The organism is Nocardioides sp. Soil774 (genome assembly GCF_001428125.1).
Classification (GTDB): domain Bacteria; phylum Actinomycetota; class Actinomycetes; order Propionibacteriales; family Nocardioidaceae; genus Nocardioides.
On sequence record NZ_LMSM01000005.1, the window covers coordinates 188,459 to 211,826 of the forward strand.

22 protein-coding genes are annotated in these 23,368 nt (G+C 71.8%); 6 read left to right on the forward strand and 16 right to left on the reverse strand.

Translation table 11 applies throughout. From position 1 onward, the window contains the following. Positions 1–39: 39 nt before the first annotated feature. The 4 genes from ASG76_RS03805 to ASG76_RS03820 all read left to right on the forward strand — a co-directional run bounded on the left by ASG76_RS03805 (position 40) and on the right by ASG76_RS03820 (position 5,170). On the forward strand, positions 40–1,260 hold the full coding sequence (locus ASG76_RS03805; RefSeq protein ID WP_056600328.1) for a thiolase family protein: 1,221 nt from the start codon (positions 40–42) through the stop codon (positions 1,258–1,260). Beyond that, entirely contained in the window at positions 1,257–3,335 is a 2,079-nt protein-coding gene (locus ASG76_RS03810) for a 3-hydroxyacyl-CoA dehydrogenase NAD-binding domain-containing protein (protein WP_056600331.1), read from the forward strand. Before ASG76_RS03805 ends, ASG76_RS03810 begins: the two co-directional genes overlap by 4 nt. Before the next feature lie 231 nt (positions 3,336–3,566). Further along, entirely contained in the window at positions 3,567–4,100 is a 534-nt protein-coding gene (locus ASG76_RS03815; protein ID WP_056600334.1) for a SigE family RNA polymerase sigma factor, read from the forward strand. Then, the gene (locus ASG76_RS03820) at positions 4,097–5,170 is read left to right on the forward strand and encodes a hypothetical protein (RefSeq protein ID WP_056600337.1); all 1,074 of its coding nucleotides are present in this window, start codon (positions 4,097–4,099) and stop codon (positions 5,168–5,170) included. Before ASG76_RS03815 ends, ASG76_RS03820 begins: the two co-directional genes overlap by 4 nt. Before the next feature lie 99 nt (positions 5,171–5,269). Here ASG76_RS03820 and ASG76_RS03825 read toward each other — a convergent pair whose 3' ends face one another. The 13 genes from ASG76_RS03825 to ASG76_RS03885 all read right to left on the reverse strand — a co-directional run bounded on the left by ASG76_RS03825 (position 5,270) and on the right by ASG76_RS03885 (position 17,018). Continuing rightward, positions 5,270–6,775: an amino acid permease gene (locus ASG76_RS03825; protein WP_056600340.1), complete on the reverse strand. Its 1,506-nt coding sequence runs from the start codon at positions 6,773–6,775 to the stop codon at positions 5,270–5,272. A 48-nt stretch (positions 6,776–6,823) separates the two neighbouring features. Further along, positions 6,824–8,734, reverse strand: a complete 1,911-nt coding sequence (gene dxs / locus ASG76_RS03830; RefSeq protein WP_056600343.1) for a 1-deoxy-D-xylulose-5-phosphate synthase — start codon at positions 8,732–8,734, stop codon at positions 6,824–6,826. A 16-nt stretch (positions 8,735–8,750) separates the two neighbouring features. Beyond that, positions 8,751–9,680 carry an SMP-30/gluconolactonase/LRE family protein gene (locus ASG76_RS03835; protein ID WP_056600346.1) on the reverse strand — a complete coding sequence of 310 codons (930 nt, stop codon included), beginning with the start codon at positions 9,678–9,680 and terminating at the stop codon, positions 8,751–8,753. Next, complete coding sequence (locus ASG76_RS03840; RefSeq protein ID WP_082587233.1) at positions 9,677–10,225, reverse strand: NUDIX domain-containing protein; 549 nt, start codon at positions 10,223–10,225, stop codon at positions 9,677–9,679. Before ASG76_RS03840 ends, ASG76_RS03835 begins: the two co-directional genes overlap by 4 nt. A gap of 84 nt (positions 10,226–10,309) precedes the next feature. Further along, positions 10,310–10,558 carry an NUDIX domain-containing protein gene (locus ASG76_RS03845; RefSeq protein ID WP_056600350.1) on the reverse strand — a complete coding sequence of 83 codons (249 nt, stop codon included), beginning with the start codon at positions 10,556–10,558 and terminating at the stop codon, positions 10,310–10,312. A gap of 20 nt (positions 10,559–10,578) precedes the next feature. Beyond that, entirely contained in the window at positions 10,579–10,995 is a 417-nt protein-coding gene (locus ASG76_RS03850; protein ID WP_200948054.1) for a hypothetical protein, read from the reverse strand. 37 nt (positions 10,996–11,032) lie between these two features. After that, entirely contained in the window at positions 11,033–11,638 is a 606-nt protein-coding gene (locus ASG76_RS03855; protein WP_082587286.1) for a GNAT family N-acetyltransferase, read from the reverse strand. A 10-nt stretch (positions 11,639–11,648) separates the two neighbouring features. Then, positions 11,649–12,179, reverse strand: a complete 531-nt coding sequence (locus ASG76_RS03860; protein ID WP_056600356.1) for a hypothetical protein — start codon at positions 12,177–12,179, stop codon at positions 11,649–11,651. A gap of 9 nt (positions 12,180–12,188) precedes the next feature. Beyond that, on the reverse strand, positions 12,189–12,593 hold the full coding sequence (locus ASG76_RS03865; protein WP_056600359.1) for a YjbQ family protein: 405 nt from the start codon (positions 12,591–12,593) through the stop codon (positions 12,189–12,191). Beyond that, on the reverse strand, positions 12,583–12,888 hold the full coding sequence (locus ASG76_RS03870) for an MTH1187 family thiamine-binding protein (RefSeq protein ID WP_056600363.1): 306 nt from the start codon (positions 12,886–12,888) through the stop codon (positions 12,583–12,585). Before ASG76_RS03870 ends, ASG76_RS03865 begins: the two co-directional genes overlap by 11 nt. 28 nt (positions 12,889–12,916) lie before the next feature. Further along, the gene (locus ASG76_RS03875) at positions 12,917–13,579 is read right to left on the reverse strand and encodes a DUF3105 domain-containing protein (protein WP_056600365.1); all 663 of its coding nucleotides are present in this window, start codon (positions 13,577–13,579) and stop codon (positions 12,917–12,919) included. Between the two features lie 56 nt (positions 13,580–13,635). Further along, the gene (locus ASG76_RS03880; RefSeq protein WP_056600369.1) at positions 13,636–14,220 is read right to left on the reverse strand and encodes a hypothetical protein; all 585 of its coding nucleotides are present in this window, start codon (positions 14,218–14,220) and stop codon (positions 13,636–13,638) included. After that, entirely contained in the window at positions 14,217–17,018 is a 2,802-nt protein-coding gene (locus ASG76_RS03885) for an aconitate hydratase (RefSeq protein WP_056601000.1), read from the reverse strand. Before ASG76_RS03885 ends, ASG76_RS03880 begins: the two co-directional genes overlap by 4 nt. A 139-nt stretch (positions 17,019–17,157) precedes the next feature. On the opposite strand from ASG76_RS03885, the gene ASG76_RS03890 reads away from it, so the two are divergent. Beyond that, positions 17,158–17,688 (forward strand): AAA family ATPase, encoded by a 531-nt coding sequence (locus tag ASG76_RS03890; protein ID WP_056600371.1) that lies wholly within the window; start codon positions 17,158–17,160, stop codon positions 17,686–17,688. 132 nt (positions 17,689–17,820) lie between these two features. Here ASG76_RS03890 and ASG76_RS03895 read toward each other — a convergent pair whose 3' ends face one another. The 3 genes from ASG76_RS03895 to ASG76_RS03905 are packed head-to-tail and all read right to left on the reverse strand — an operon-like array spanning position 17,821 to position 22,613. Further along, positions 17,821–19,320 carry a hypothetical protein gene (locus ASG76_RS03895; RefSeq protein ID WP_056600374.1) on the reverse strand — a complete coding sequence of 500 codons (1,500 nt, stop codon included), beginning with the start codon at positions 19,318–19,320 and terminating at the stop codon, positions 17,821–17,823. Between the two features lie 21 nt (positions 19,321–19,341). Then, positions 19,342–20,568, reverse strand: a complete 1,227-nt coding sequence (locus ASG76_RS03900) for a class I SAM-dependent RNA methyltransferase (protein ID WP_056600377.1) — start codon at positions 20,566–20,568, stop codon at positions 19,342–19,344. Continuing rightward, on the reverse strand, positions 20,565–22,613 hold the full coding sequence (locus tag ASG76_RS03905; RefSeq protein ID WP_056600380.1) for an APC family permease: 2,049 nt from the start codon (positions 22,611–22,613) through the stop codon (positions 20,565–20,567). Before ASG76_RS03905 ends, ASG76_RS03900 begins: the two co-directional genes overlap by 4 nt. A gap of 56 nt (positions 22,614–22,669) precedes the next feature. Between ASG76_RS03905 and ASG76_RS03910 the strand changes: the two genes are divergently transcribed. Continuing rightward, on the forward strand, positions 22,670–23,332 hold the full coding sequence (locus tag ASG76_RS03910; RefSeq protein WP_056600382.1) for a potassium channel family protein: 663 nt from the start codon (positions 22,670–22,672) through the stop codon (positions 23,330–23,332). The last annotated feature ends 36 nt before the right edge of the window (positions 23,333–23,368 follow it).

A 23,368-nucleotide genomic window follows, 5' to 3' on the forward strand; every position in this document is an offset into this window, starting at 1 on the left:
CTGGGCGGACCCTGTCCCCGATCCACCTGGGAGTAGCCAGTGTCCCGTCCACAGCGTGAGGTCGTCTTCGTCGACGGCGTGCGCACACCGTTCGGCAAGGCCAAGGGCCAGTACGCCGAGACGCGCGCCGACGACCTCGTCATCAAGTGCATCCGCGAGCTGATGCGCCGCAACCCCTCCCTCCCGCCCGAGCGGGTCGACGAGGTCGCGGTCGCCGCCACGACCCAGATCGGCGACCAGGGCCTGACGATCGGCCGCACCGCCGCACTCCTCGCCGGGCTGCCGCAGAGCGTGCCGGGCTACTCGATCGACCGCATGTGCGCCGGTGCCATGACCGCGGTGACCAACACCGCGTCGGGCATCGCGTTCGGCGCCTACGACGTCGCCATCGCCGGCGGCGTCGAGCACATGGGGCGTCACCCCATGGGCGAGGGCGTCGACCCCAACCCGCGGATTCTCTCCGAGCGGATCGTCAACCCCGACGCGCTCGTGATGGGCAAGACCGCGGAGAACCTGCACGACCGCTACCCCACGATCACCAAGCAGCGCGTCGACGAGTACGCCGTGCGCAGCCAGCAGAAGACCCAGGCCGCCTACGACGCCGGCAAGATCCAGCCCGACCTGGTGCCGGTCGCCACCCGCTCGGCCGAGGCCGGCTGGGGCCTGGCGACGTACGACGAGCCCATGCGCCCCGAGACGACGCTCGAGTCGCTCGCCGGGCTCAAGACGCCGTTCCGCTCCCACGGCAACGTCACCGCGGGCAACGCGGCCGGCATCAACGACGGTGCCACCGCCGCCCTGCTCGCCGACGAGGGGACCGCGCGCGAGCTCGGCCTCCCGGTCAAGATGCGGCTGGTGACCTACTCGTTCGTGGGCGTCGAGCCCGAGGTGATGGGCGCCGGTCCCATCCCCGCGACCGAGAAGGCGCTCAGGCTCGCCGGCCTCACCATCGACGACATCCAGGCCTTCGAGGTCAACGAGGCCTTCGCCGTGCAGGTGCTGGCCTTCCTCGAGCACTTCGGCATCGCCGACGACGACGCCCGCGTGAACCCCTACGGCGGTGCGATCGCGATGGGTCACCCGCTGGCCTCGTCCGGCGTACGCCTGATGAACCAGCTGGCGCGCCAGTTCGAGGAGCGCCCCGAGGTCCGCTACGGCCTCACGACCATGTGCATCGGCATCGGCATGGGCGGCACCGTGATCTGGGAGAACCCCCACTGGACCGGCGCTTCGTCCGACTCGACGGGAGAGACCAAGTGAACGACTCCAGCATCTTCGAGCGCGCGCGGGCGATCGTCTCCGACGCCGAGCGCGTCACGCAGGCCCACCTGCGCACGGTCTCGCTGCCGGGCGTGACCTTCGGGCTCATCACCCTCGACAACGGTGAGGACCACACCAAGCCCAACACGTTCGGCCCCGCCTCGCTGCTCGCGCTCGACGCGGCGATCGACGCGGCTCTGGCCGACGAGTCGATCGACGCGATCGCGGTGACGGGCAAGCCGTTCATCCTCGCCGCCGGCGCCGACCTCACCTCGATCCAGGGCGGCGGCCCCGACGCCGTGCGCACCGTGGCCGAGCTGGGCCACGCGGTCTTCCGCAAGCTGGGCGAGGGCGGCAAGCCGTCGTTCGGCTTCATCAACGGGCTCGCGCTCGGCGGCGGGCTCGAGGTGGCGCTGCACTGCACCTACCGCACCGTCATGGACTCCGCCCCCGCCCTCGGACTGCCCGAGGTCATGCTCGGCCTGGTCCCCGGCTGGGGCGGCGCGTGGCTGGTGCCCAACCTCGTCGGCGCCGACAAGGCGGTCACGCTGATCGTCGAGAACCCGCTCAACCAGGGCAAGACCCTCGGCGGGCAGGCGGCGTACGACTTCGGGCTGGCCGACGCGGTCTTCGGCGGCGCCGACTTCCTCGAGCAGTCGCTGCTGTGGGCGGCCTCGGTCGTGCGCGGCGAGACGTCCGTCGAGCGGCCCGAGGTGGACCGCGGCGAGGCCTGGGACGCCGCGGTGAAGCGTGCCAAGGGCATCGTGGCCGCCAAGACCGGAGGTGCCTCGCCGGCCGCGGCCAAGGCGGTCGAGCTCATCGCCGCCGCCCGCGACAGCGACCGCGACGCCGGCTTCGCCGCCGAGGACGACGCGCTGGAGGCGATGTCGCAGACGGCAGAGCTGCTGGCCTCGCTCTACTCCTTCGACCTGGTGCAGAAGCGGGCCAAGCGGCCCGCCGGCGCGCCCGACAAGTCGCTGGCCCGCCCCGTGACCAAGGTGGGCATCGTGGGTGCGGGCCTCATGGCCAGCCAGCTGGCGCTGCTGTTCGTACGCCGCCTCGAGGTGCCGGTCGTGCTGACCGACCTCGACCAGGAGCGGGCCGACAAGGGCGTCGCCTACGTGCACGCCGAGATCGACAAGCTGCTCGCCAAGGGCCGGATCAACCAGGACAAGGCCAACCGCCACAAGGCGCTCGTGTCGGGCGAGACCGACAAGCAGGCCGCCTTCGGCGACGCCGACTTCGTCATCGAGGCCGTCTTCGAGGAGATGTCGGTCAAGAAGACCGTCTTCGCCGACGTGGAGAAGGTCGTGAGCGCGGAGTGCGTGCTCGCCACCAACACCTCCTCGCTGTCGATCACCGAGATGGCCGCCGACCTCGAGCACCCCGAGCGGGTCGTCGGCTTCCACTTCTTCAACCCGGTCGCGGTGATGCCGCTGCTCGAGATCGTCAAGGGCGACGCCACCGACGACGCGACGCTGGCCACCGCGTTCGCCACCGGCAAGGCGCTGAAGAAGACCTCGATCCTGGTCAAGGACAGCCCGTCCTTCATCGTGAACCGGCTGCTCGGTCGCTTCATGAGCGAGGTCGGCCGCATCGTCGACGAGGGCACGCCGGTCTCCGTGGCCGACAACGCCTTCGCCGGCATCGCGCCGATGCCGCCGTTCGTGCTGCTCTCGCTCGTCGGCCCGGCGATCGCGCTGCACAACAACGAGACGCTGAAGGGCGCGTTCCCCGAGCGCTTCTACGTCTCGCCCGCCCTCGAGCGCATCGTGGCCGCGCGCAAGCCGGCGTACTACGGCGCCGACGGCGCGCTCGACCCCGAGGTCGAGGCGATGCTCGTCGTGCCGGAGACGCCGGTCGTGCTGACCGCCGAGGAGGTGCGCGAGAAGACGCTCTCCGGCCTGGCCGAGGAGGCGCGCCTGATGCTCGACGAGGGTGTCGTGGCCGCGCCGCAGGACATCGACCTGGCGATGATCACCGGCGCCGGGTTCTCCTTCTGGAACGGCGGGCTGACCTTCATGCTCGACGTGCTGGGCATCTCGGAGAAGGCGACCGGCAAGCGCTTCCACTGATTCGCTGACCCGCCGCTGGGCGGTGCGTGAGGGGGATTCCCGGGCTCCGGAAGCCGCCTCACGCACCGCCCGTTGTCGTACGCCCGACGTGGCGGTGTGTGAGGCGGGTTTCTGGCCTGCAGAACCCGCCTCACGCACCGCCCGGCGGGGCGTTTCGCGCGTCCGACGAACCGATGTGCGTGGTGGGATCGTCGGTAGGGGTGACCCACTCCCACCCACGAGGAGCCACGCATGACCCGACGCGACCCGGCGGCCTTCGCCGAGTTCGTGGCCGCGCGGTCCGCGGCGCTGCACCGGACGGCGTACCTCATGGTCGGCGAACGCGGGCTGGCCCAGGACCTCCTGCAGGAGGCGCTCACCAAGACGTACGTCGCGTGGCCGCGGCTGCGCGACCCCGGCAAGGCCGAGGCCTACACGCGCAAGGCGATCACCACCACCGCGATCACGTGGTACCGCCGCCGCAGCTGGGGCGAGCGCCCCACGGCCGCCTTCCCCGAGCGCGAGCACGCCGACCACGTCGACGACCTGACCATCCGTGAGGTGCTGTGGGAGGCGCTACAGGCGCTGCCGCCGCGACAGCGGGCGGCCATCGTCCTCCGCTTCTACGAGGACCTCTCCGAGGCCCGCACCGCCGAGGTGCTCGGCTGCGCGCCCGGCACCGTCAAGAGCCAGGTCTCCGCCGGGCTCCGCAAGCTCCGCGACCACCTGGGCGAGCGCGCCGACGAGGCCGACCTGCCCCTGCACCTGCTGGAGGTGACCCGATGACCGGGCTGCTGACCGACCTCATGCGCGAGCGCGCCGACCACCTCGACGCCCCCTACCTCGACCTCACTGCGATCACCCGCACCGGCGAGCGGCGCGTGCGGCGACGTCGTACGGCGCTGGTGGGCGGCGCCGCGACGGCGGCTGCCCTCACCGTCCTCGTGCTGCCGGCGCTCGGAGGCGAGGGGCCGGCGCCGGCGCGCGACCTCGCTGCCGACGGCACCACGGCCGTGCCGAGCCCCCTCGCCTGGATCTCGGGCAGCACGCTGCACCGCGTCGGTCGGCCCGACACCGACCTCGGCGTCGACGTCCGTGCCTGGGTGTGGGTCGGCGACGACATCGCCTTCACCGACGCCGAGCGCCGGGTCAGGCTGTGGAGCGGCGACGCACTGGACGTCGTGGGACGCTCGGCCGCCGTCCCCCAGGACAAGCAGGAGCTCTTCTCCGACGGCACGCTCGTGGCCTGGCTCGGCGCCGACGGCGCGTGGCAAGCGCTCGACACGACGACCGGCGAGCTGACGTCGGACGGCGCCGGGCCCTACCGCTCCGACCCGACGCGGAGCCAGGTCACGGCCATCGACGGGTCCGTCGTCTACGGCCTCGACGCCCGCGGCGTCGTCGCGTGGGACACGACGGCGGGCCGCGTGGACGTCGTCGACCGCGACGCCGCGCGCGTGGTCATCGATGCCGAGGGCGGCGTGCTGCTGCGCGCCACGGGCGACGGCGACGCCCGCGTCGAGGGCGGCGGGCGCAACCTGGCCGTCACGGTCGACAGCTTCGCCAACCTCTCGGCGGACGGTGCCCACGTGGTGGCGGAGAGCGACGACGTGGGTGTCCTGCTCGACACCACCACCGGCGAGCGGCTCACCCTCGACACGGGCTTCGGCTGGTCGCTGCCGTTCCAGTGGGTCGACGACGACACGGTCGCGGTGCTGGCCTTCACCGGAGCCCGCACCGACGCCGTGGACCACCCCTTCCTGGTGGCGTGCACCGTCGCCGACGGCGCGTGCACCGACGCGCAGCCGCTCCCGACAGCCTTCCAGCTGCCCGTGGGCATCCACTTCGACCGATGAGGCGCGGCGGTCGGCGTACGGCTCGCTGCAGCGGTGCGTGAGGCGGGTTCTGGCACGTCAGGACCCGCCTCACGCACCGCTCGAGAGGGCGTACGTCGCTCAGCCCGCGTCGGCGGGACGCGTGTGCTTGTCGTACTCCCCGCGACCGAGGCGGCTGTGCGAGCGGCCGTAGGCGAAGTACACGACGAGGCCGATGACCATCCACACCAGGAACCGGACCCAGGTCTCGCCGATGAGGTTGAGCATCAGGTAGAAGCACAGCACCACCGAGGCCGTCGCGACCACCCACACTGCGGGCGTACGGAACGCGCGGGGCAGCTCGGGGCGCGTACGGCGCAGGACCAGCACGCCCACGCTGACCAGCATGAACGCGAAGAGCGTGCCGATGCTGACGAGGTCGCCGAGGGTGGCGAAGTCGACGAAGCCGGAGAGCAGGGCCACGCCGACGCCCGTGATCGCGGTGAGGCGGTACGGCGTGCCGAGGGTCGGGTGCACCTTGGCCAGGGAGGTGGGCAGCAGGCCGTCGCGGGCCATCGCGAACGCGACCCGGGTCTGGCCCATCATCAGGATCAGCACCACGACGGTGAGCCCGATGGTCGCGCCGACCGAGATCACGTTGCCGATCCACTGCACCCCGACCTTGTCGAAGGCGGTCGCCAGCGGTGCGGCGTCGTCGGGGTCGATGTCGGTGTAGGACTGCATGCCGGTGATGACCAGGCAGACCGCGATGTAGAGCACGGTGACGATGGCGAGCGAGCCGAGGATGCCGATCGGCACGTCGCGCTGCGGGTTCCTGGTCTCCTCCGCGGTGGTGGCCACCACGTCGAAGCCGATGAAGGCGAAGAACACGATCGCCGCGCCCGCCACGACACCGCCGATGCCGAAGACGGCCGGCTCGAGGCCGAAGAGCGAGGTGATGAGGGGCGACTGCCAGAAGCCGCCGTCGGCTCCGCTGGTGGGCTGGCTTGGCGGGATGAACGGCGTGTAGTTGGCCGTCTTGATGTAGCCGACACCCATCACGATGACGAGGGCGACGACGACCAGCTTGATCGCGACGATGACCTGGTTGATCCGGCTGGAGAGCTTGATGCCGCCGATCAGCACGCCGGCCACGAGGAGCGAGATGACGACGGCCGGGAGGTTGACGATGCCGTCACCGGCCGAGGCCAGCGAGGCAGGGATCTCGAGCGGCGTCCCCTCCAAGACGTTCTGGAGGTAGCCGGAGAAGCCCGCAGCGAGCGCGGAGGCACCGACGGTGAACTCGAGGACCAGGTCCCAGCCGATGATCCAGGCGACGAGCTCGCCGAAGGTGGCGTAGGAGAACGTGTAGGCGCTCCCCGCGACCGGCACCGTCGAGGCGAACTCGGCGTAGCAGAGCGCGGCGAGCGCGCACGCCAGGCCGGCGATCAGGAACGAGATCGCGATGGCGGGCCCGGCGTTGGTCGCAGCGACCAGGCCGGTGTAGACGAAGATGCCGGCGCCGATGATGACGCCCACGCCGAAGACCGTGAGGTCGAGGGCGCCGAGGTTCTTCTTCAGCCGGTGCTCCGGCTCCTCGGTCTCCGCGATGGACTGCTCGACTGACTTGGTGCGGAACAGGCTCATGGCGGCAACCTAGCCGCGCGGGCGTCTACCCGCGAGTCACCCGACGCCTCAGGGGTGGCCGGCCACCCGGGCGACCTCGACCGGGTCGTCGCCGTCCAGCGCCGTGACGGCCTCGACGACGTCGCGTGCGATCGTCTGCGCATCGAGCCCGATGCGAGCCAGGATGGCGTCGCGCTTGGCGTGGTCGAGGAACTCCTGCGGGACGCCGTGGAGGTGGAACGGCGTGTGGACGTCGGCGTCGTTGAGGGTCTGGAGCAGCACCGCGCCGCACCCGCCGACCCGGCCGTTGTCCTCGACGCTGACCACGAGGCGGTGCTCGCGGGCCAGCTCGATGATCGCCGGGTCGACCGGCTTGACCCAGCGCGGGTCCACCACGGTGACGCCGATGCCCTGCGCGGTCAGGCGCGAGGCGACCTCGACCGCCGTGGTCGCCATCGACCCGACGGCCACGATGAGGACGTCCTGGGCGCCCTCGCGGACCAGCACGTCGGTGCCGCCGGCGCGACCGATCGCGGGGACGTCGGCGGGCGGCGGGCCCTTGGGGAAACGTACGACGGTGGGCGCGTCGTCGACCTCGACGGCCTCGTCGAGCAGCTCGTGGAGCCTCGTGACGTCGCGCGGGGCGGCGAGCCTCAGGCCGGGCACGACCTGGAGGATCGACATGTCCCACATGCCGTTGTGGCTGGCACCGTCGTCGCCGGTGACCCCGGAGCGGTCGAGCACGAACGTCACCCCGCACCTGTGCAGCGCGACGTCCATCAGCACCTGGTCGAAGGCGCGGTTGAGGAAGGTGGCGTAGACCGCGAAGACCGGGTGCATCCCGCCCATCGCGAGGCCGGCGGCCGAGGTGACGGCGTGCTGCTCGGCGATGCCGACGTCGAAGGTGCGCTCGGGGAACTTCTGCGCGAAGACGTCGAGGCCGACCGGGTGCATCATCGCGGCGGTGATCGCGACGACGTCCTCGCGGCGCTCACCCAGCTCGACGATCGCCTCGGAGAAGTGGTCGGTCCAGATCTTGCCCTTGGGCTTCTCCGCCCCGGTCTGCACGTCGAACGGGCCGGGCGCGTGGAACTGGTCGGCCTCGTGGCGCAGGGCCGGGTCGTAGCCCTGTCCCTTGCGGGTGAGGGCGTGCACGATCACCGGTCCGCCGAAGCGCTTGGCCTTGGTCAGCGCCTGCTCCATCGCGGCGCGGTCGTGGCCGTCGACCGGGCCGACGTACTTCAGGCCGAGGTCCTCGAACAGGCCCTGCGGGGCGAGCGCGTCCTTCATGCCCTTCTTGACCGCGTGCAGCGCGTCGTAGGCGGCGTGCCCGACGCCGGGCACCTGGTTGAGCCGCTTCTTCACCAGGTCGAGCACCTGCTCGTAGCGCGGGTTGGTGCGCAGCGTGGTGAGCGCGGTCGCCAGCCCACCGATGGTCGGGGTGTAGGAGCGCTCGTTGTCGTTGACCACGATCACGAGCCGGCTCGAGCGCGCGATCGCGATGTTGTTGAGCGCCTCCCAGGCCATGCCCCCGGTGAGCGCACCGTCGCCGATCACGGCGACGACGTGGCGGTCCTCGCCCTTGATGGCGTAGGCCTTGGCGAGGCCGTCGGCGTAGGACAGCGAGGTGGAGGCGTGGGAGTTCTCCACGATGTCGTGCTCGGACTCGGCCTGGCTGGGGTAGCCGCTGAGACCGCCCTCCTTGCGCAGGGTGGAGAACTCGGCGTGCCGCCCGGTGACGAGCTTGTGGACGTAGGACTGGTGGCCGGTGTCGAAGACGACGCGGTCGCGCGGGGAGTCGAAGACCCGGTGGATGGCCAGCGTGAGCTCGACGACACCGAGGTTGGGACCCAGGTGCCCTGAGTTGGTCGCCACCGTGCGGATCATCACGTCACGGATCTCGGCGGCGAGCTCGTCGAGCTGCTCCGCCGAGAGTCCGCGGAGGTCGCGCGGGGAGCCGATCGAGTCGAGGAGTGCCATGGGGCCTGAGTCTATTTCATGCCAGGTCAACCACGGCCACCGACGGCTCGTGCAGGCTGCCCAGCCACACCCGGCCGTCGTGCTCCCGCACGCCGGTGACCATGTGGTAGCCGGGGTCCGCGAGGTCGACGTCGTGGACGAGACGACCGTCGTCGTCGTAGGCCTGCACGCGGATCGTGCGCTTCGGCTTGGGCTGGAGCGCCTCGGGGATGCGGGTGACCGCCCGGCGCAGCACCATCGGGGCCGACCCGAGGCGCTCGACCAGCGGGTCGACCGGGCTGGCGATCGTGACCCACACGAGTCCGTCGCTGCCACGGCTGATGTTGTCGGGATAGCCCGGCAGGTCGGTCACGAGGTGGTCGCGCTCCCCCGCCCGCGCCCCGGTGAGCCAGAGGCGTACGACGCTGCGTCCACGCGTCTCGGCCACGCAGACGAACGACTCGTCCGCGGCCAGGGCCACGCCGTTGGCGAAGGCGAGGCCCTCCAGCACCACCGTGACCGTGCCGTCCGGGTCGCGCCTCACGAGACGGCCGGTGCGCGTGTCCTGGACGAAGTCGTCCTTCCACTGCTGCACGCCGTAGTGCAGCGAGGAGTCGCTGAACCAGATCGTCCCGTCGTTCGCGACCGCGGCGTTGTTGCAGAACCTCATCGCCCGGCCGTCGAGGCGGTCGAGCAGGACCTCCACGGCGCCGGTGGCCGGGTCGACGTCGAGCAGGCCGCGCTCGGCGTCGCAGACGAGCAGATGCCCGTCGCCCAGCAGCTCGATGCCCAGGGGACGGCCGCCGGTGTCGGCGACCCGGCGCGTGCTGCCGGTCGCGGGATCGAGCGCCCAGAGCGCGCCGTCCTCGGTGCCGGTGAAGACGGTGCCGTCCGCAGCGACGACGACGTCCTCGGCGCCCATCGCCGGGACTGGGTGGACGGTGAGGGCCTGGCGCGAGTCGGTCATGGCGCCATGCTGGCGTAGAGCGGGCTGTCGAGGAAGGCCGGCACGATGTCGGTCGCCGCCGAGGTCAGGTCGAGACCTCGGGCGACGTGGGGGTCGACGAAGACGATCTGCCGGCCCTCGCGGCAGTCGATGTCGGCGTCGGTGAGCTCGGTCGCCGCCACGAACACCTGCGCCAGGTCCCACGTGCCGTTGGCGTCGCGGTGGTCGACGACGAACTCCTCGAAGAGGTGCAGCGCGCCTCGTGGGAGCCGCACGCCGGTCTCCTCCTCCAGCTCGCGGTGCGCGGCGGACACGAAGTCCTCGCCCGGGTCGACGTGCCCGCCCGCCAGGCCCCACTTCTCGGGGTCGATGCGCGGGTGCTCGTCGCGCTCCTGCAGCAGGATCCAGCCGCGCGGGTCGACCAGGACGACGCTGGCGAAGCGCAGCGGGTCGGGGCCCGGGTCGAACGGGTGCGCGGCCGTCCACGCACTCAGGTGCGGCTCGACGAGCGCGGTCGACGGCACCAGCGCGAGGTCGGGCAGCGCGGCCGGGTCGACGAACACCATCTGCCGGCCCTCGTGGCACTCGACGTCGCGGTCGCTGAGCGTCGTACGCGCGACGAAGGCGTGGAACCAGAAGGTGCCGCGGTCCTAGGTGACGAGCTCGAACCGGCCCAGGTCGGTGAGGTCGTCCGGCGCGACGACCACCCCGGTCTCCTCGGCGAGCTCACGCACCGCACCCTCGACGGGCCGCTCGTCGCCCTCGAGGCCGCCGCCGGGGAAGCACCACAGGTCGGGCCACGCCGGCGCGTGCTCGTCACGCTCCTGCATGAGCACCCGCCCGCGCGGGTCGACGAGGGTCACCTGGACGAAGTCGGTGCGGACGTCGGTTGGGGACATCCGCCGACCCTAGTCAGCCCTCACATCCGCACCCGGTAGCGACGCCCGCGCAGAGCGTCCTCGACCAGCCCGACCTCGCGGCGTACGGCGAGCAGGCGGGCGTCCTCGAGCTGGAAGGTCTGCACCGCCGCCAGGACGACGGCCTCGTCGGCCACGTCCTTGAGGTCGCCACGGATCTCGCTCAGCCCGCGGCGCGTGGCGAGCTGCTGCGCCTCGACGTGGAGCACCGCGAAGCGGGCCAGGACCACCACGTGACGGCGCAGACCGGGGAAGCGGCGGTAGTCGGGCGGGCACAGGTCGAGGAGCCAGCTGGCGGCGGTCGCCTCCCAGTCGGGCGCGTCCGGCGGCCGGACCTGCCGCGGCCACCCGGGCGGGGCGACCCCGCGGTGGCCGGGCGGTGGCGTCGCCCGTTGCGGGGGGCGCGGTGCCGGGAACATCCCGTCAGTGTATCGAACATGTGTTCGACACGTGGCCTCAGGTCAGGCCGAGCGCGATCTCCACGGCGGCCAGGTCGGGGTCGCGCAGGCCGGTGGAGTCGTGGCGCCACCAGACCTCGGGATAGACCACCCGCCCGGTCAGCCAGTCGGGCCGGTCGCTGAGCACGACGACCTGGAAGGCGGGCGCCGGCACGCGCCGCGACGGTGCCTCGAAGCCGTGGGTCGACGCGGGCTCGAAGCCGCGGCTGCCGTAGAACGCAGGGCTTCCCTCCAGGAAGAGCAGCGGAAGGCCCAGCCCGCGAGCGGCCTCGACGGCCGCCGCGACGAGGGCGGTCCCGATCCCGCTCCGCTGGTGCTGCGGGGCCGTGCTGAGCGGCGAGAGCATGCACGCCGACGCCAGCTCGCGCCGTGCGTCGACCCAGCAGCGGCTCACCCCGACGTGGCCGACGACGCGACCCTCGACCAGCGCGACCCGCTCGGCCAGCAGGTGCTCGCCAGCCCGCACGTCGGCCCACAGATCGGCGACCCGGTCGCCGTGGGCGGCCGCCTCGGCGCCGAACGCGGCGCGGATGACACCCAGCACGTCGTCGGCGTCCTCCGGCTCGGCGGGGCGGATCTCCACGCGGGGCCCAGGAGTGCTCACCGGCGCCACGCTAGCGACCGATGCGCTCGCGCAGGCCCGCGGCGAGCCCGACCACGGTCATCGCGTCCACCAGGCCGCCGAGCGACATCGCGAGACGCCGGTGCCGCACCGGCGCCATCCGCAACCGCAGGTGCACGCGGGTGCCGCCGGCCCCGACGGGCAGGAGGCGCAGGCACCAGGTGAGGTCCGTGCTGCCCCGCGTCGAGGTGTAGAGCAACGTGCGCGGCGCGTCGATCGCGGCGAGCGTGAACGTCGCGTCCGCTCCGCCCCAGTCAGGGACGACGTCGCCGACCTCGTACTCGAGGAGCCGCGGCTCGAGGTGACGGAGCGCCCGCCGCCCCGGAGGCACCAGACGCTCGATCCGGGCCGGGAGGTACCACCCCGCCCGGCGCTTGCCGAGCTGCACCAGCCACGGCCAGACCTCCCCCGGCGCTGCGTCGAGGTCGAAGGCACGGTCCATGACGACGTCGGCGGCGACGAGCTCGTCGCCGGGCAAGGTCACGGCGCGCTCCGCCGCCGTCGGCGCCGCCCAGTCCGACATGCGACCTCCTCAGCCGGCCAGGAAGGACCAGCGCACCTCGCGCTCGTCGTTGTCGACATTGAGGTCCACCAGGCAGATGCTCTGCCAGGTGCCGAGGGCGAGCCGGCCCCCGAGCACGGGCACGGTGCAGTGGGGCGGCACGACCGCCGGCATCACGTGCGAGCGACCGTGCCCCGGTGAGCCGTGGCGGTGCCGCCAGCGGTCGTCGGCGGGCAGCAGGTCGCCGAGCGCCGCGAGCAGGTCGTCGTCGGAGCCGGCGCCGGTCTCGATGATCGCCAGACCCGCGGTGGCGTGCGGCACGAAGACCTGCAGCAGCCCGTCGCCGCGTCCGGACACGAAGTCCGCGGCGTCGCGGGTCAGGTCGAGCACGACCTGGTCGCCGCCGGTGCGGTAGGTGCGGGTCTCACTCTCCATCGCGCAGCGCCTGCTCGATGCGCTCGACCTTGGCGCTCATCTGCCCGACGTGCCCGGGCCGGATGTCGGCCTTGAGCACGAGACCGACGCGGGGCGACACCTCGGCGACGACGTCCACGGCCCGCTTCACCACGGCCATCACCTCGTCCCACTCCCCCTCGATGTTGGTGAACATCGCGTTGGTCTCGTGGGGCAGCCCGGACTCGCGGACCACGCGTACGGCGGCAGCGACCGCCTCGGTGACGGACCCGCTCGGGTCGTGGGCGACGGGAGAGATCGAGAAGGCAACCAGCATGCCTGCGAACCTAGCGCGCCACGCCCGTTCAGGCGTTGGCGCCCGGCTCGGGCAGCGCCCCCTGCGGGTCGTCGGTGCCGCCCTGGCAAGTGACGCCGAACTCCGGCGCCGTGTGCCCGTCGCCGTACTCCTCGAGGAAGAGTCCCAGCCGCTCGTCGTCGGGCCCGTCCAGCCCGAGCTGCACACCCCACACGGTCACGACCACCGGCGCGTCCAGCCCGGCATACGGCGACATGATCCCGTTGTCGGGCAGCTGGGCGGCGAGCTGCTCGACGTCGTCGGCGGCCAGGTCGGGGTCGTGGGTGATCCAGACCGCGCCGTGCTCCAGGTCGTGCACCGCGTTCTCGTCGCGCACCGGCTCGTCGTAGACGCCGCAGTCGAGCCAGATCGGGGCGTGGGACCCGCCGACCGGCGGCGACTGCGGGTAGAGCACGTCGAGCGTCGTGTGGGAGCGGTCCGGGACGTCAAAGGTCCGCACCGCGCTGAGGTCGAGGACACGCTGCGCCGTCTCGCCCCCGCGGATCACCCGGTCGACCAGCGGCGCGGCCAGCGCGGCGCCCATCACCAGGACAGCCGCGACGGTCGCCAGCACCAGCGGCAGGCGCTTGGCTCCACCCTCGCGCGGAGCGTCGGCTGCCGGCGGCTGCTCCACCGCGGGCGCCAGCTCGTCGGGCGGGGTCGCGTCGCTCACGGCGTCAGGCTACCGGCGCAGTGGCAGCCCAACGTCGGGTCGGTCCCGGAGCCGTCTCAGGCGAGCGCGGCCCGTACGACGTCCGCGCGGGCGTCGTACTCAGCCTGCGGGATGTTCGGGAGCATGTCGGCCCAGACCGGCAGGTTCGACCCGCGCAGCTCCAGGACGCCGAGGGGACGCGCGAGGACGTTCACCGAGAGGTGCCCGCCGCCGTTCTCCCACTTGCTGACCTGGACGTTGCCGACCCCCGGGAGGGCGCGCAGGGCGCGGTAGGTGCGACGGATGAGGCGGCCCAGCTCCTCGTCGGCGGTCTCGTCGAGGTCGTCGAGGCGTTCGTGGTCACGGGCGACCACGTTGGCCACGAACAGCAGGCTTGTGCCGCCCGGACGGATCACCGCCAGCCGTTGTCCGACGTGGAGGACGACGTCCTCGCGGGCGAGGGCCTTGCAGGTGCCACAGGCGTCGGGTGTCCGCTCGCGGGACGGCTCGGGCACGACCCGAGCGCCGATCGGCTTCGCCGTCAGGCCTTCGCGCTCGAAGGGGAAGACCTCCCAGCCCGTCATCGGGCCGAGCGGCGGCCGGCCGGCCGCGTCCAGGTGGTCCTGGACGCGGCCGCGCCACACCTCTGCCGGATCGGTCACGCGCGCAGCAGGTTGCGCAGGACGTACTGCATGATCCCGCCGTTGCGGTAGTAGTTCGCCTCGCCGGGGGTGTCGATGCGCACGACGGCGTCGAACTCCACGTCTCCGGCCGTGACCTTCACCGTGCGGGGCGTGGTGCCGTCGTTGAGCTGCTCGATCCCGGTGATGGAGAACTCCTCCTCACCGGTGAGACCCAGCGACTCGGCCGTCTCGCCCTCGGGGAACTGCAGCGGGATGACACCCATGCCGATGAGGTTCGAGCGGTGGATGCGCTCGTAGGACTCCGCGATGACCGCCTTCACGCCGAGCAGCGCCGTGCCCTTGGCTGCCCAGTCGCGCGACGAGCCCGAGCCGTACTCCTTGCCCGCCAGCACGACGAGCGGGGCGCCCGCGGCCTGGTAGTGCTCGCTCGCCTCGTAGACGCTCGTGACCTCGCCGCCGGCGGTGAAGTCACGCGTCACGCCACCCTCGGTGCCCGGCGCGAGCTGGTTGCGCAGGCGGATGTTGGCGAACGTGCCGCGGATCATGACCTCGTGGTTGCCGCGGCGCGAGCCGTAGGAGTTGAAGTCACGCTGCTCCACGCCGTGCTCGGCGAGGTAGCGACCGGCCGGGCTGTCCTTCTTGATCGCGCCGGCCGGGCTGATGTGGTCGGTCGTGACCGAGTCGCCCAGCTTGAGCAGCACCCGGGCGCCGGCGATGTCGGTGACCGGCTCCGGCTCCTGCGGCATGCCGTCGAAGTAGGGAGGACGGCGCACGTAGGTGGACTCGGGGTCCCACTCGAAGGTGTTGCCCTCCGGCGTGGGCAGAGACTGCCAGCGCTCGTCGCCCTTGAAGACGTCGGCGTAGGACGAGCCGAACATGTCGGCCGTGATGGCCTGGGCGATCGTGGTCTCGATCTCCTGCGGGCTCGGCCAGATGTCCTTGAGGTAGACGTCGTTGCCGTCGGTGTCCTGGCCGAGCGGGTCGCCAAACAGGTCGACGTCCATCGAGCCAGCCAGGGCGTACGCCACGACCAGCGGCGGGGACGCGAGGTAGTTCATCTTCACGTCCGGGTTGATCCGGCCCTCGAAGTTGCGGTTGCCCGAGAGCACCGAGACGACGGCGAGGTCAGCCTCGTTGACGGCGGCGGAGACCTCCGGGATGAGCGGGCCGGAGTTGCCGATGCAGGTGGTGCATCCGTAGCCGACGAGGTTGAAGCCGAGCTTGTCGAGGTAGGGCGTCAGGCCGGAGCGGTCGTAGTAGTCCGAGACCACCTTGGAGCCCGGCGCGAGCGAGGTCTTGACCCACGGCTTGCGGGTCAGGCCCTTCTCGACGGCCTTCTTGGCGAGCAGGGCCGCGCCGATCATCACCGACGGGTTGGAGGTGTTGGTGCACGAGGTGATCGCGGCGATCACGACGGCGCCGTGGTCGATCTCGACCTCCTGGCCGTCGAGCGAGATGCGCGTCGGCTTGCTGGCGCGCCCGGCACCGTGCGGGGCGTCGGCGTGCACGGGCTTGCCGTTGCCGCCCTCGTGGCTCGGCGAGTCGGAGGCCGGGAAGGACTCCTCGACGGCCTCGTCGTAGCCGGTCGCCTCGGCGGCGTCGTCGGGGTCGGTGTCACCCTCGTCGACGTAGTCGACCAGCGCGGCGCGGAAGGAGTCCTTCGCGGCGGAGACCTCGACGCGGTCCTGCGGGCGCTTGGGCCCGGCGAGCGAGGGGACGACGGTGGAGACGTCGAGCTCGAGGCGCTCGCTGTAGCGCGGCTCCGCGCTCGGGTCGTGCCACAGGCCCTGCTCCTTGGCGTAGGCCTCGACGAGCGCGAGCTGCTCCTCGGAGCGGCCGGTGAGGCGCAGGTAGTCGACGGTCTGGTCGTCGATCGGGAAGACCGCGATGGTCGAGCCGAACTCGGGGCTCATGTTGCCGATCGTGGCGCGGTTGGCCAGCGGCAGCGCGGAGACGCCCTCGCCGTAGAACTCGACGAACTTGCCGACCACGCCGTGCTCGCGGAGCATCTCGGTGATCGTGAGCACGAGGTCGGTGGCGGTCGAGCCGTCGGGCAGCTCGCCCGAGAGCTTGAAGCCGACCACGCGCGGGATCAGCATGGAGACCGGCTGGCCGAGCATGGCCGCCTCGGCCTCGATGCCGCCGACGCCCCAGCCGACCACGCCGATGCCGTTGACCATCGTGGTGTGGGAGTCGGTGCCGACGCAGGTGTCGGGGTAGGCCACGCCGTCGCGCACCATCACGACGCGCGCGAGGTGCTCGATGTTGACCTGGTGCACGATGCCGGTGCCCGGCGGGACGACCTTGAAGTCGTCGAACGCGCCCTGGCCCCAGCGCAGGAACTGGTAGCGCTCGCGGTTGCGCTCGTACTCGATCTCCACGTTGCGCTCGAACGCGTCGGCGGAGCCGAAGACGTCGGCGATCACCGAGTGGTCGATGACCATCTCGGCCGGGGCGAGCGGGTTGATCTTGGTGGCGTCGCCGCCGAGCTCGGCCATCGCCTCGCGCATGGTGGCGAGGTCGACGACGCAGGGCACGCCGGTGAAGTCCTGCATGATCACGCGCGCCGGCGTGAACTGGATCTCCTGGTCCGGAGCGGCGCTGGCGTCCCAGCCGGCGATCGCCTTGATGTGGTCGGCGGTGATGTCCGCGCCGTCCTCGGTGCGGAGCAGGTTCTCCAGCAGCACCTTCAGCGAGAAGGGCAGGCTCTCGACGTCGAGGCCCTCACCCTTCACCGCGTCGAGGCGGTAGATCTCGTAGGACTGTCCGTCCACGTCCAGGGTGCTCTTGGCACCGAAGCTGTCCTGACTGGCCATCAGCCACATCTCCTCGGGAGTTCGCGGGTCTGCGTCCATCTTGCCGTCGCAGGTGGAGGGACGGGAAGGAGGGGCGACCCAGGGTTCTGACGTCGCAATATCTTGACGTCAAGATAACACACCGGGCTACGGTGCCGTCGTGCCGGCACTCCTGCACCTCAACGGTCCCTCCGGCGTCGGCAAGTCGACGCTCGCCCGGGCGCACGCCGCCGCACACCCCGGCACGCTGCTCTGCGACATCGACGAGCTGAGGTCCTGGGTGTCGGGCTGGGAGGACGACTTCATCGGCACCGGCGAGGCCGTGCGCGCCTCAGCCCTCGCCCTGCTCACGGCCTACCTCGGCACCGGACGTGACGTGGTGCTCCCCCAGCTCATCGTCACGCCCGCCCAGGTCGAGCGGTTCGAGGCCGCCGCGGCGGCGGCAGGAGCGACGTACGTCGGCGTGGTGCTGGACGCGGCCCCCGACGTGCTGCTGCAGCGGCTGCACGCGCGTCCGGTCACCCCTGTCACCGCCGTGGTCGCGCGGATCATCGAGGAGCGCGGCGGCGACGCACTGGTCCTCGAGGGCAGGGAGCAGCTGCTGCAGCTCGCGGCGGAGAAGGGCTGGACGGTCATCGACACCTCCGACCGCGATGCGGCTCTGGCCGGCCTCGCCCGCCTCCGTCGCTGACCTCAGCCGATGCCGGCCATCTGGTCGAGGCGCTGCAGCAGGTCGTGGGCGGCGAGCTCGACCTCCGCGTGCGCGACGGCATCCGTGTTCACGGCGTAGGTGGCCATGTCGCCCCGCCTGCTCCTCCAGGCCTCAGAAGCCCAGCACCTTGCCGAACGCCGAGAAGAAGGTGTCGAACACCTTGGCGATCGGGTTGCTGGGCCCGTCGGCGCTGGACTTCTGCCAGAAGAGCGGGTGGGCGCCGGTGAACTCGTCGTCGACGAGTGGCGTCCTGCCCCACAGGTAGGGCCAGAACACCTCCGTCCGGTTCACGCCCACGACGAGGCGGGAGTCGAAGCCCATCACCAGGTGCTGCTCCATCCTCGTGGACCGGCCCTGCGGGTTGGTCGCGGCGACGTCTCCGCTTCCCTGCACGATCAGGCTGCCGGTGCCGGCGAACAGGATGTAGCGCACCTGCCACGTCGCCAGCGACTGGATCCCCCACCGCCACCGCGTCTGCAGGTCCGGTGTGCCGATGACGCCGACGACGTGCCGTGGACGCATCACCAGTCCTGGGTGATCGGTGAAGTCGATGCGCATGAGGTAGGAGTCGGGGTCGTCGGGGGTGGCCAGCGTCGCCGAGGTGTGGCCCCCGTCCCCCGTGACCCGGCTCAGTCCGTAGAGCCCGGCTGCGAAGCTGACGAAGGGCGAGGACCAGTCGTAGAGGAGCCGGCTGCGGACCGCTCCCTGGACCGGACGCACGTGCTCAGATCGGGCGGACAGCACCTCACCCTCGTCCAGCCGGACCGTCAGGGTCCGCTCGGCGGCACCGGAGCGGAGCGCGGCACCCGCGTGGTCGGAGTCCGCGGCCAGGTGGATCGGGTTGTGCGCCCGCCTCACCAGGGGCATCAGCACGAAGTAGCTGACGACCCGCAGGACCCCGGGCATCAGCACGAGGAGGAGAGCGGTCCACACCAGCCACCTCCACGACCGCGCCCAGACGTTGACGACCTGTCCCGCCCAGGAATCCTGCGCCTCCCGCAGTCCCTGCTCCTCGGCGGTCGTCTGGGCCAGCTCGGATCTTGTGTTGTCGATCTCCCTCTTCTCGGGGGCGAGACCGCCGTCCTCGCCGAGCTGCTCGAGCTTCTGCTCGTCGGTGAGGTTGGGGTCCTCGAGGACGGCTGCGTCGGCCTCGGCCGCGGCGACGTTGCGCTGGAACGTGGCGAGCGCCTCCTCGGCCCCCTCCAGCGCCCTCTGCGCGTCCTCGCACGGGTTCGGCCCGATCGGCGACAGCTTCTCCGGCACGCTCTCCAGCGTGGTGCAGACATCTCCCTGCAGGCCCTCGACCTCAGACTCCTGGTCGGAGATCCGGCGTCGCCCGTCGGCGACCTCCGCGCCGATCTCGGCCGTCAGGGACTCAGTGGCCTTGCTCTGGGCTTCTGAGTACGTGCTCTCGAGCTCCGTCAGCTCGTCCTGCAGACGCGCGCGTTCCTGCGCCACGTCCGAGAGCCGGTCCCGCTCCGCCTCGGCCTCACGGAGCACCGGGACCAGGGCCGACGTCAGCAGCACGCCGAGGAACAGGGTGAGCACCACGGCCGCGAAGAGCCCGACCTTCTTCAGGGCGAAGCCGAGGACAGCCGAGACGAGACGCACGGGCGCGATCGTAGTTGCGACCTACGACTGTCCGGGGCCGACTCTCCTCAGGAGCGCCACGCACTCCACGTGGTGGGTCATCGGGAAGAGGTCGAAGGCGCGGATCGCGGTGAGCTCGTAGCCGTGCTCGGCGAAGATCGCGATGTCGCGCCCGAGGGCGGCCGGGTCGCAGGCGACGTACGCCACCGCGCGGGGGCGACGGTCGACGACCTGCTCCACGACGGCACGCTTCGCACCCTCGCGCGGCGGGTCGAGCACGACCAGGTCGAACGGCTCGTCGTAGCCCTCGCGCAGCACCGACTCGGTGGGCCCGCACTCCACGACCGCGCCCTCGAGCGCGGAGAGGTTGGCCCGCGCGTGCTGCGACGCCGAGCGGTCGCCCTCGACGGCCACCACGCGGGCGCCGGTGACCTCGCCGACGAAGCGGGCGAACAGGCCGACACCGGCGTAGAGGTCGAGCGCCCGCTCCCCCGGCTGCGGCGCCAGCAGCTCGAGGACGGTCTCCACCAGCACCCGCGGGGCCTCGGGGTGGACCTGCCAGAAGCCGTCGGCGGCCACGGTGAAGGGGTGGGACGTCTCACCCCGGGTGACATCGTGGGTGAGGATGTCTCGTGACGGGCGCGGGGCGCCCTCCTCGACCACGGCGCCGTCGACCGCGTCGCGCGGGCGGGCTCCCTCCGCGGCGATCAGGCAGTCGTCGATCGGCACGAGCCGGTGCGAGCGGTGGGCCCGCATGGCGGGCTGCCCGTCCGGCAGTGCGGCGTAGCGCTGGCGCGTACGCCACCGCAGCCCGTCGTCGGGTCGGCCCGGGACCGGGACCGCCTGGACCTCGAGACCGGCGACGAGCGGCGACCCGGCGTCCAGGCGGCCGAGGCGCACCAGCTGCTCGCGCACCACCGCGGTCTTCAGCGCGCGCTGCGCGGGCACGGCGACGTGCTGGAAGTCGCAGCCTCCGCACAGCCCGGGACCGGCGACGGGGCACGGCGCCTCGACGCGGTCGGGCGAGGCTTCCACCACCGACACGGCGTCTCCGCGCCAGAAGCGGTCACCGTCGGTGCCCTCGGTGATCTCCACGACCACTCGCTCGCCGGGGATCGCGTGCCGGACGAAGACGACGCGGGACTCGGGCTCGGGCAGCCGGGCGACGCAGTGGCCGCCGTGGGCGACCGGCCCGACCTCGGCCTCGAAGCGCTCCCCGACGCGGGAGCGGCCCCGGGCCTTGCGGGGGCGGTGGTGGTGGCGGCTCATACGTCGTCTGCCTGCCGGGAGCGGCGCGAGGTGACGCGACCCCGGCGGAGGTCGCCGGCGTGCACGCGGGCCTCGTCACGCTTCTCGCGCTCCTGCGCTACCTGCGAGGAACGCAGCTGGTAGGGCACGGAGATGACCATCACGCCTGGCGTGAACAGCAGGCGACCCTTGAGCCGGAGGGCGGTCTGGTTGTGGAGCAGCTGCTCCCACCACCGGCCGACGACGTACTCCGGGATGTAGACCGCGACGACGCCGCGCGGGCTGCCGCGGCGGATCTCCTGGGTGTACTCCACGATCGGGCGCACCACCTCGCGGTAGGGCGAGTGCAGCACCTTGAGCGGGATGTCGAGGTGCCGCTCGTCCCACTCCTCGAGGAGCCGGTTGGTGGCCTTGGTGTCGATGCCGACGTAGATCGCCTCCAGCACGTTGGGCCGGGTGGCGCGGGCGAAGGCGAGGGCGCGCAGGGTGGGCTTGTGGAGCTTGGAGGCGAGCACGATCGCGTGGACCCGCGTCGGCATCACCTTGTCCTGCTCGTCGGCGGCCAGCTCCAGCTCGACGCGCGCGTAGTGGCGTCCGATCGCCTGCATGAGCATGAAGAAGAACGCCATCGCGAGGATCGTGATCCACGCGCCGTGGACGAACTTGGTCAGCAGCACGATCACGAGCACCACGGCCGTCATGCCGAGGCCGAAGGTGTTGATGGCGCGCGAGCGCATCATCCGCCGGCGCACGGCCGGGTCGCGCTCGGTCTGCAGGTGCCGCGTCCAGTGGCGGATCATCCCGAGCTGGCTCAGGTTGAACGACACGAAGACGCCCACGATGTAGAGCTGGATGAGCTTGGTGGTCTCGGCGTCGAAGAGCCAGATCAGCAAGGCCGACATGGCAGCGAGGAACACGATGCCGTTGCTGTAGGCCAGCCGGTCGCCCCGCGAGCCGAGCGAACGGGGCGCCAGGCCGTCCTGGGCCAGGATCGAGCCGAGCACCGGGAAGCCGTTGAACGCGGTGTTGGCCGCCAGCACCAGGATGATGCCGGTGACGGTGACGACGAAGTAGAAGCCCGGCGGGAAGTGGTCGAAGACCCCGGCCGCGATCTGGGCGATCACCGGGTGCTGCTCGTAGCCGTCGGGCAGCGCGCCGCCGGACGACGTACGCAGGCGCTCGAGCTCGTGCGGGTCGACGTAGCGGATCGCCATCTGCTTGGCGAGGACGATCACGCTCATCATCATCGTGATCGCGATGAGGCCAAGCATGAGCAGCGTCGTCGCCGCGTTGCGGCTCTTGGGCTTGCGGAAGGCGGGCACGCCGTTGCTGATGGCCTCGACGCCGGTGAGGGCCGCGCAGCCCGACGAGAAGGCCCGCGCCAGCAGGAACATCAACCCGACCTGGGTCAGCGGCTCGTCCCAGCCGGGCTGCGGCTGGATCACCAGCCCGGCGCTCTCGGCCTGCGGCAGGTCGCCGGTCAGCAGCCGCAGCAGCCCGTAGGCGCACATGCCGAGGATGGCGACCATGAAGAGGTAGGTCGGCACGGCGAAGAAGGCGCCGGACTCCCGCACACCGCGCAGGTTCATCGCCGTCAGCACGACGACGGCGACCACCGCCACGGTCGCCTCGTGCCCGATGAGCCCGTTGATGGCGCCCGCGGCGTACTGCGCGGCCGACGAGATCGACACCGCGACCGTCAGGACGTAGTCGACCAGGAGCGCGCTCGCGACGGTGACGCCTGCGTTGCGCCCCAGGTTGACGGTGGCGACCTCGTAGTCACCCCCGCCGGAGGGGTAGGCGTGCACGGTCTGGCGATAGCTCGCCACCACCGTCAGCATCACCAGCGCGACGGCGAGGCCGATCTTCCACGACCACACGTAGGTCGAGGTGCCGGCCACGGCGAGCATGATGAAGACCTCGTCCGGGGCGTACGCCACCGACGACAGCGCGTCGCTGGCGAACACCGGCAGCGCGATGCGCTTGGGCAGCAGGGTCTCCCCCAGCTGGCTGCTGCGCAGCTTGCGGCCCAGCAGGATCCGCTTGGACACGTCGCCGACACTCACAGGCGGGAAGCCTAGACCCGCGGCCCGAGATATCCCCGCTGGGATACGGTTCGGACGTGCACGTCGTGATCATGGGCTGTGGCCGCGTCGGTTCGACGCTCGCCCGAAGCCTCGAGGACCGCAACCACACGGTGTCCGTCATCGACAGCGAACCCGACTCCTTCAGGCGTCTGGGTCCGGAGTTCAACGGCGACAAGATCACCGGCTACGGCTTCGACCAGCAGGTGCTGGAGAAGGCCGGCATCCGCCGTGCCGACGCCTTCGCCGCGGTGTCGAGCGGTGACAACTCCAACATCATCGCCGCCCGGGTGGCGCGGGAGACCTTCGGCCTGCAGCAGGTCGTGGCCCGCATCTACGACCCGGGCCGCGCGGAGGTCTACCAGCGCCTCGGCATCACCACGGTCGCCACCGTGAAGTGGACCGCCGACCAGGTCCTGCGCCGGATCCTGCCCGCCGGCGCCGAGCCCGACTTCCGCGACCCCTCGGGCACGATCCGCGTCGACCACATCCCGATCCCGGAGGTCTGGGTGGGCAACCGGACCGTCGAGTTCCAGATGCAGTCCCGCAGCCGCATCGCGTGGATCGACCGCCTCGGCGAGGGCATGCTGCCCACCCGCGAGACGGTGCTGCAGGAGGGCGACATGCTGCACATCGTGATCCGCGAGGAGAACGCCGCGCACGCCTACGCCGTGCTCGAGTCCGGCCCCGAAGACGACTGACCCGACCCCGACCCACCTGATCGACTGAAGCCAGGA

Coding starts and splice junctions, on each gene's coding strand:
- ASG76_RS03865 (WP_056600359.1), bottom strand. CDS start 12,593: ATGGAGAGTGAGACCCGCACCTACCGCACCGGCGGCGACCAGGTCGTG.
- ASG76_RS03870 (WP_056600363.1), bottom strand. CDS start 12,888: ATGCTGGTTGCCTTCTCGATCTCTCCCGTCGCCCACGACCCGAGCGGG.
- ASG76_RS03885 (WP_056601000.1), bottom strand. CDS start 17,018: ATGGCCAGTCAGGACAGCTTCGGTGCCAAGAGCACCCTGGACGTGGAC.
- ASG76_RS03900 (WP_056600377.1), bottom strand. CDS start 20,568: ATGAGCCGCCACCACCACCGCCCCCGCAAGGCCCGGGGCCGCTCCCGC.
- ASG76_RS03825 (WP_056600340.1), bottom strand. CDS start 6,775: ATGAGCCTGTTCCGCACCAAGTCAGTCGAGCAGTCCATCGCGGAGACC.
- ASG76_RS03840 (WP_082587233.1), bottom strand. CDS start 10,225: ATGGTGTTCGTCGACCCGGCCGCGCTGCCCGACCTCGCGCTGGTGCCG.
- ASG76_RS03845 (WP_056600350.1), bottom strand. CDS start 10,558: ATGTCCCCAACCGACGTCCGCACCGACTTCGTCCAGGTGACCCTCGTC.
- dxs (WP_056600343.1), bottom strand. CDS start 8,734: ATGGCACTCCTCGACTCGATCGGCTCCCCGCGCGACCTCCGCGGACTC.
- ASG76_RS03815 (WP_056600334.1), top strand. CDS start 3,567: ATGACCCGACGCGACCCGGCGGCCTTCGCCGAGTTCGTGGCCGCGCGG.
- ASG76_RS03850 (WP_200948054.1), bottom strand. CDS start 10,995: ATGTTCCCGGCACCGCGCCCCCCGCAACGGGCGACGCCACCGCCCGGC.
- ASG76_RS03860 (WP_056600356.1), bottom strand. CDS start 12,179: ATGTCGGACTGGGCGGCGCCGACGGCGGCGGAGCGCGCCGTGACCTTG.
- ASG76_RS03820 (WP_056600337.1), top strand. CDS start 4,097: ATGACCGGGCTGCTGACCGACCTCATGCGCGAGCGCGCCGACCACCTC.
- ASG76_RS03835 (WP_056600346.1), bottom strand. CDS start 9,680: ATGACCGACTCGCGCCAGGCCCTCACCGTCCACCCAGTCCCGGCGATG.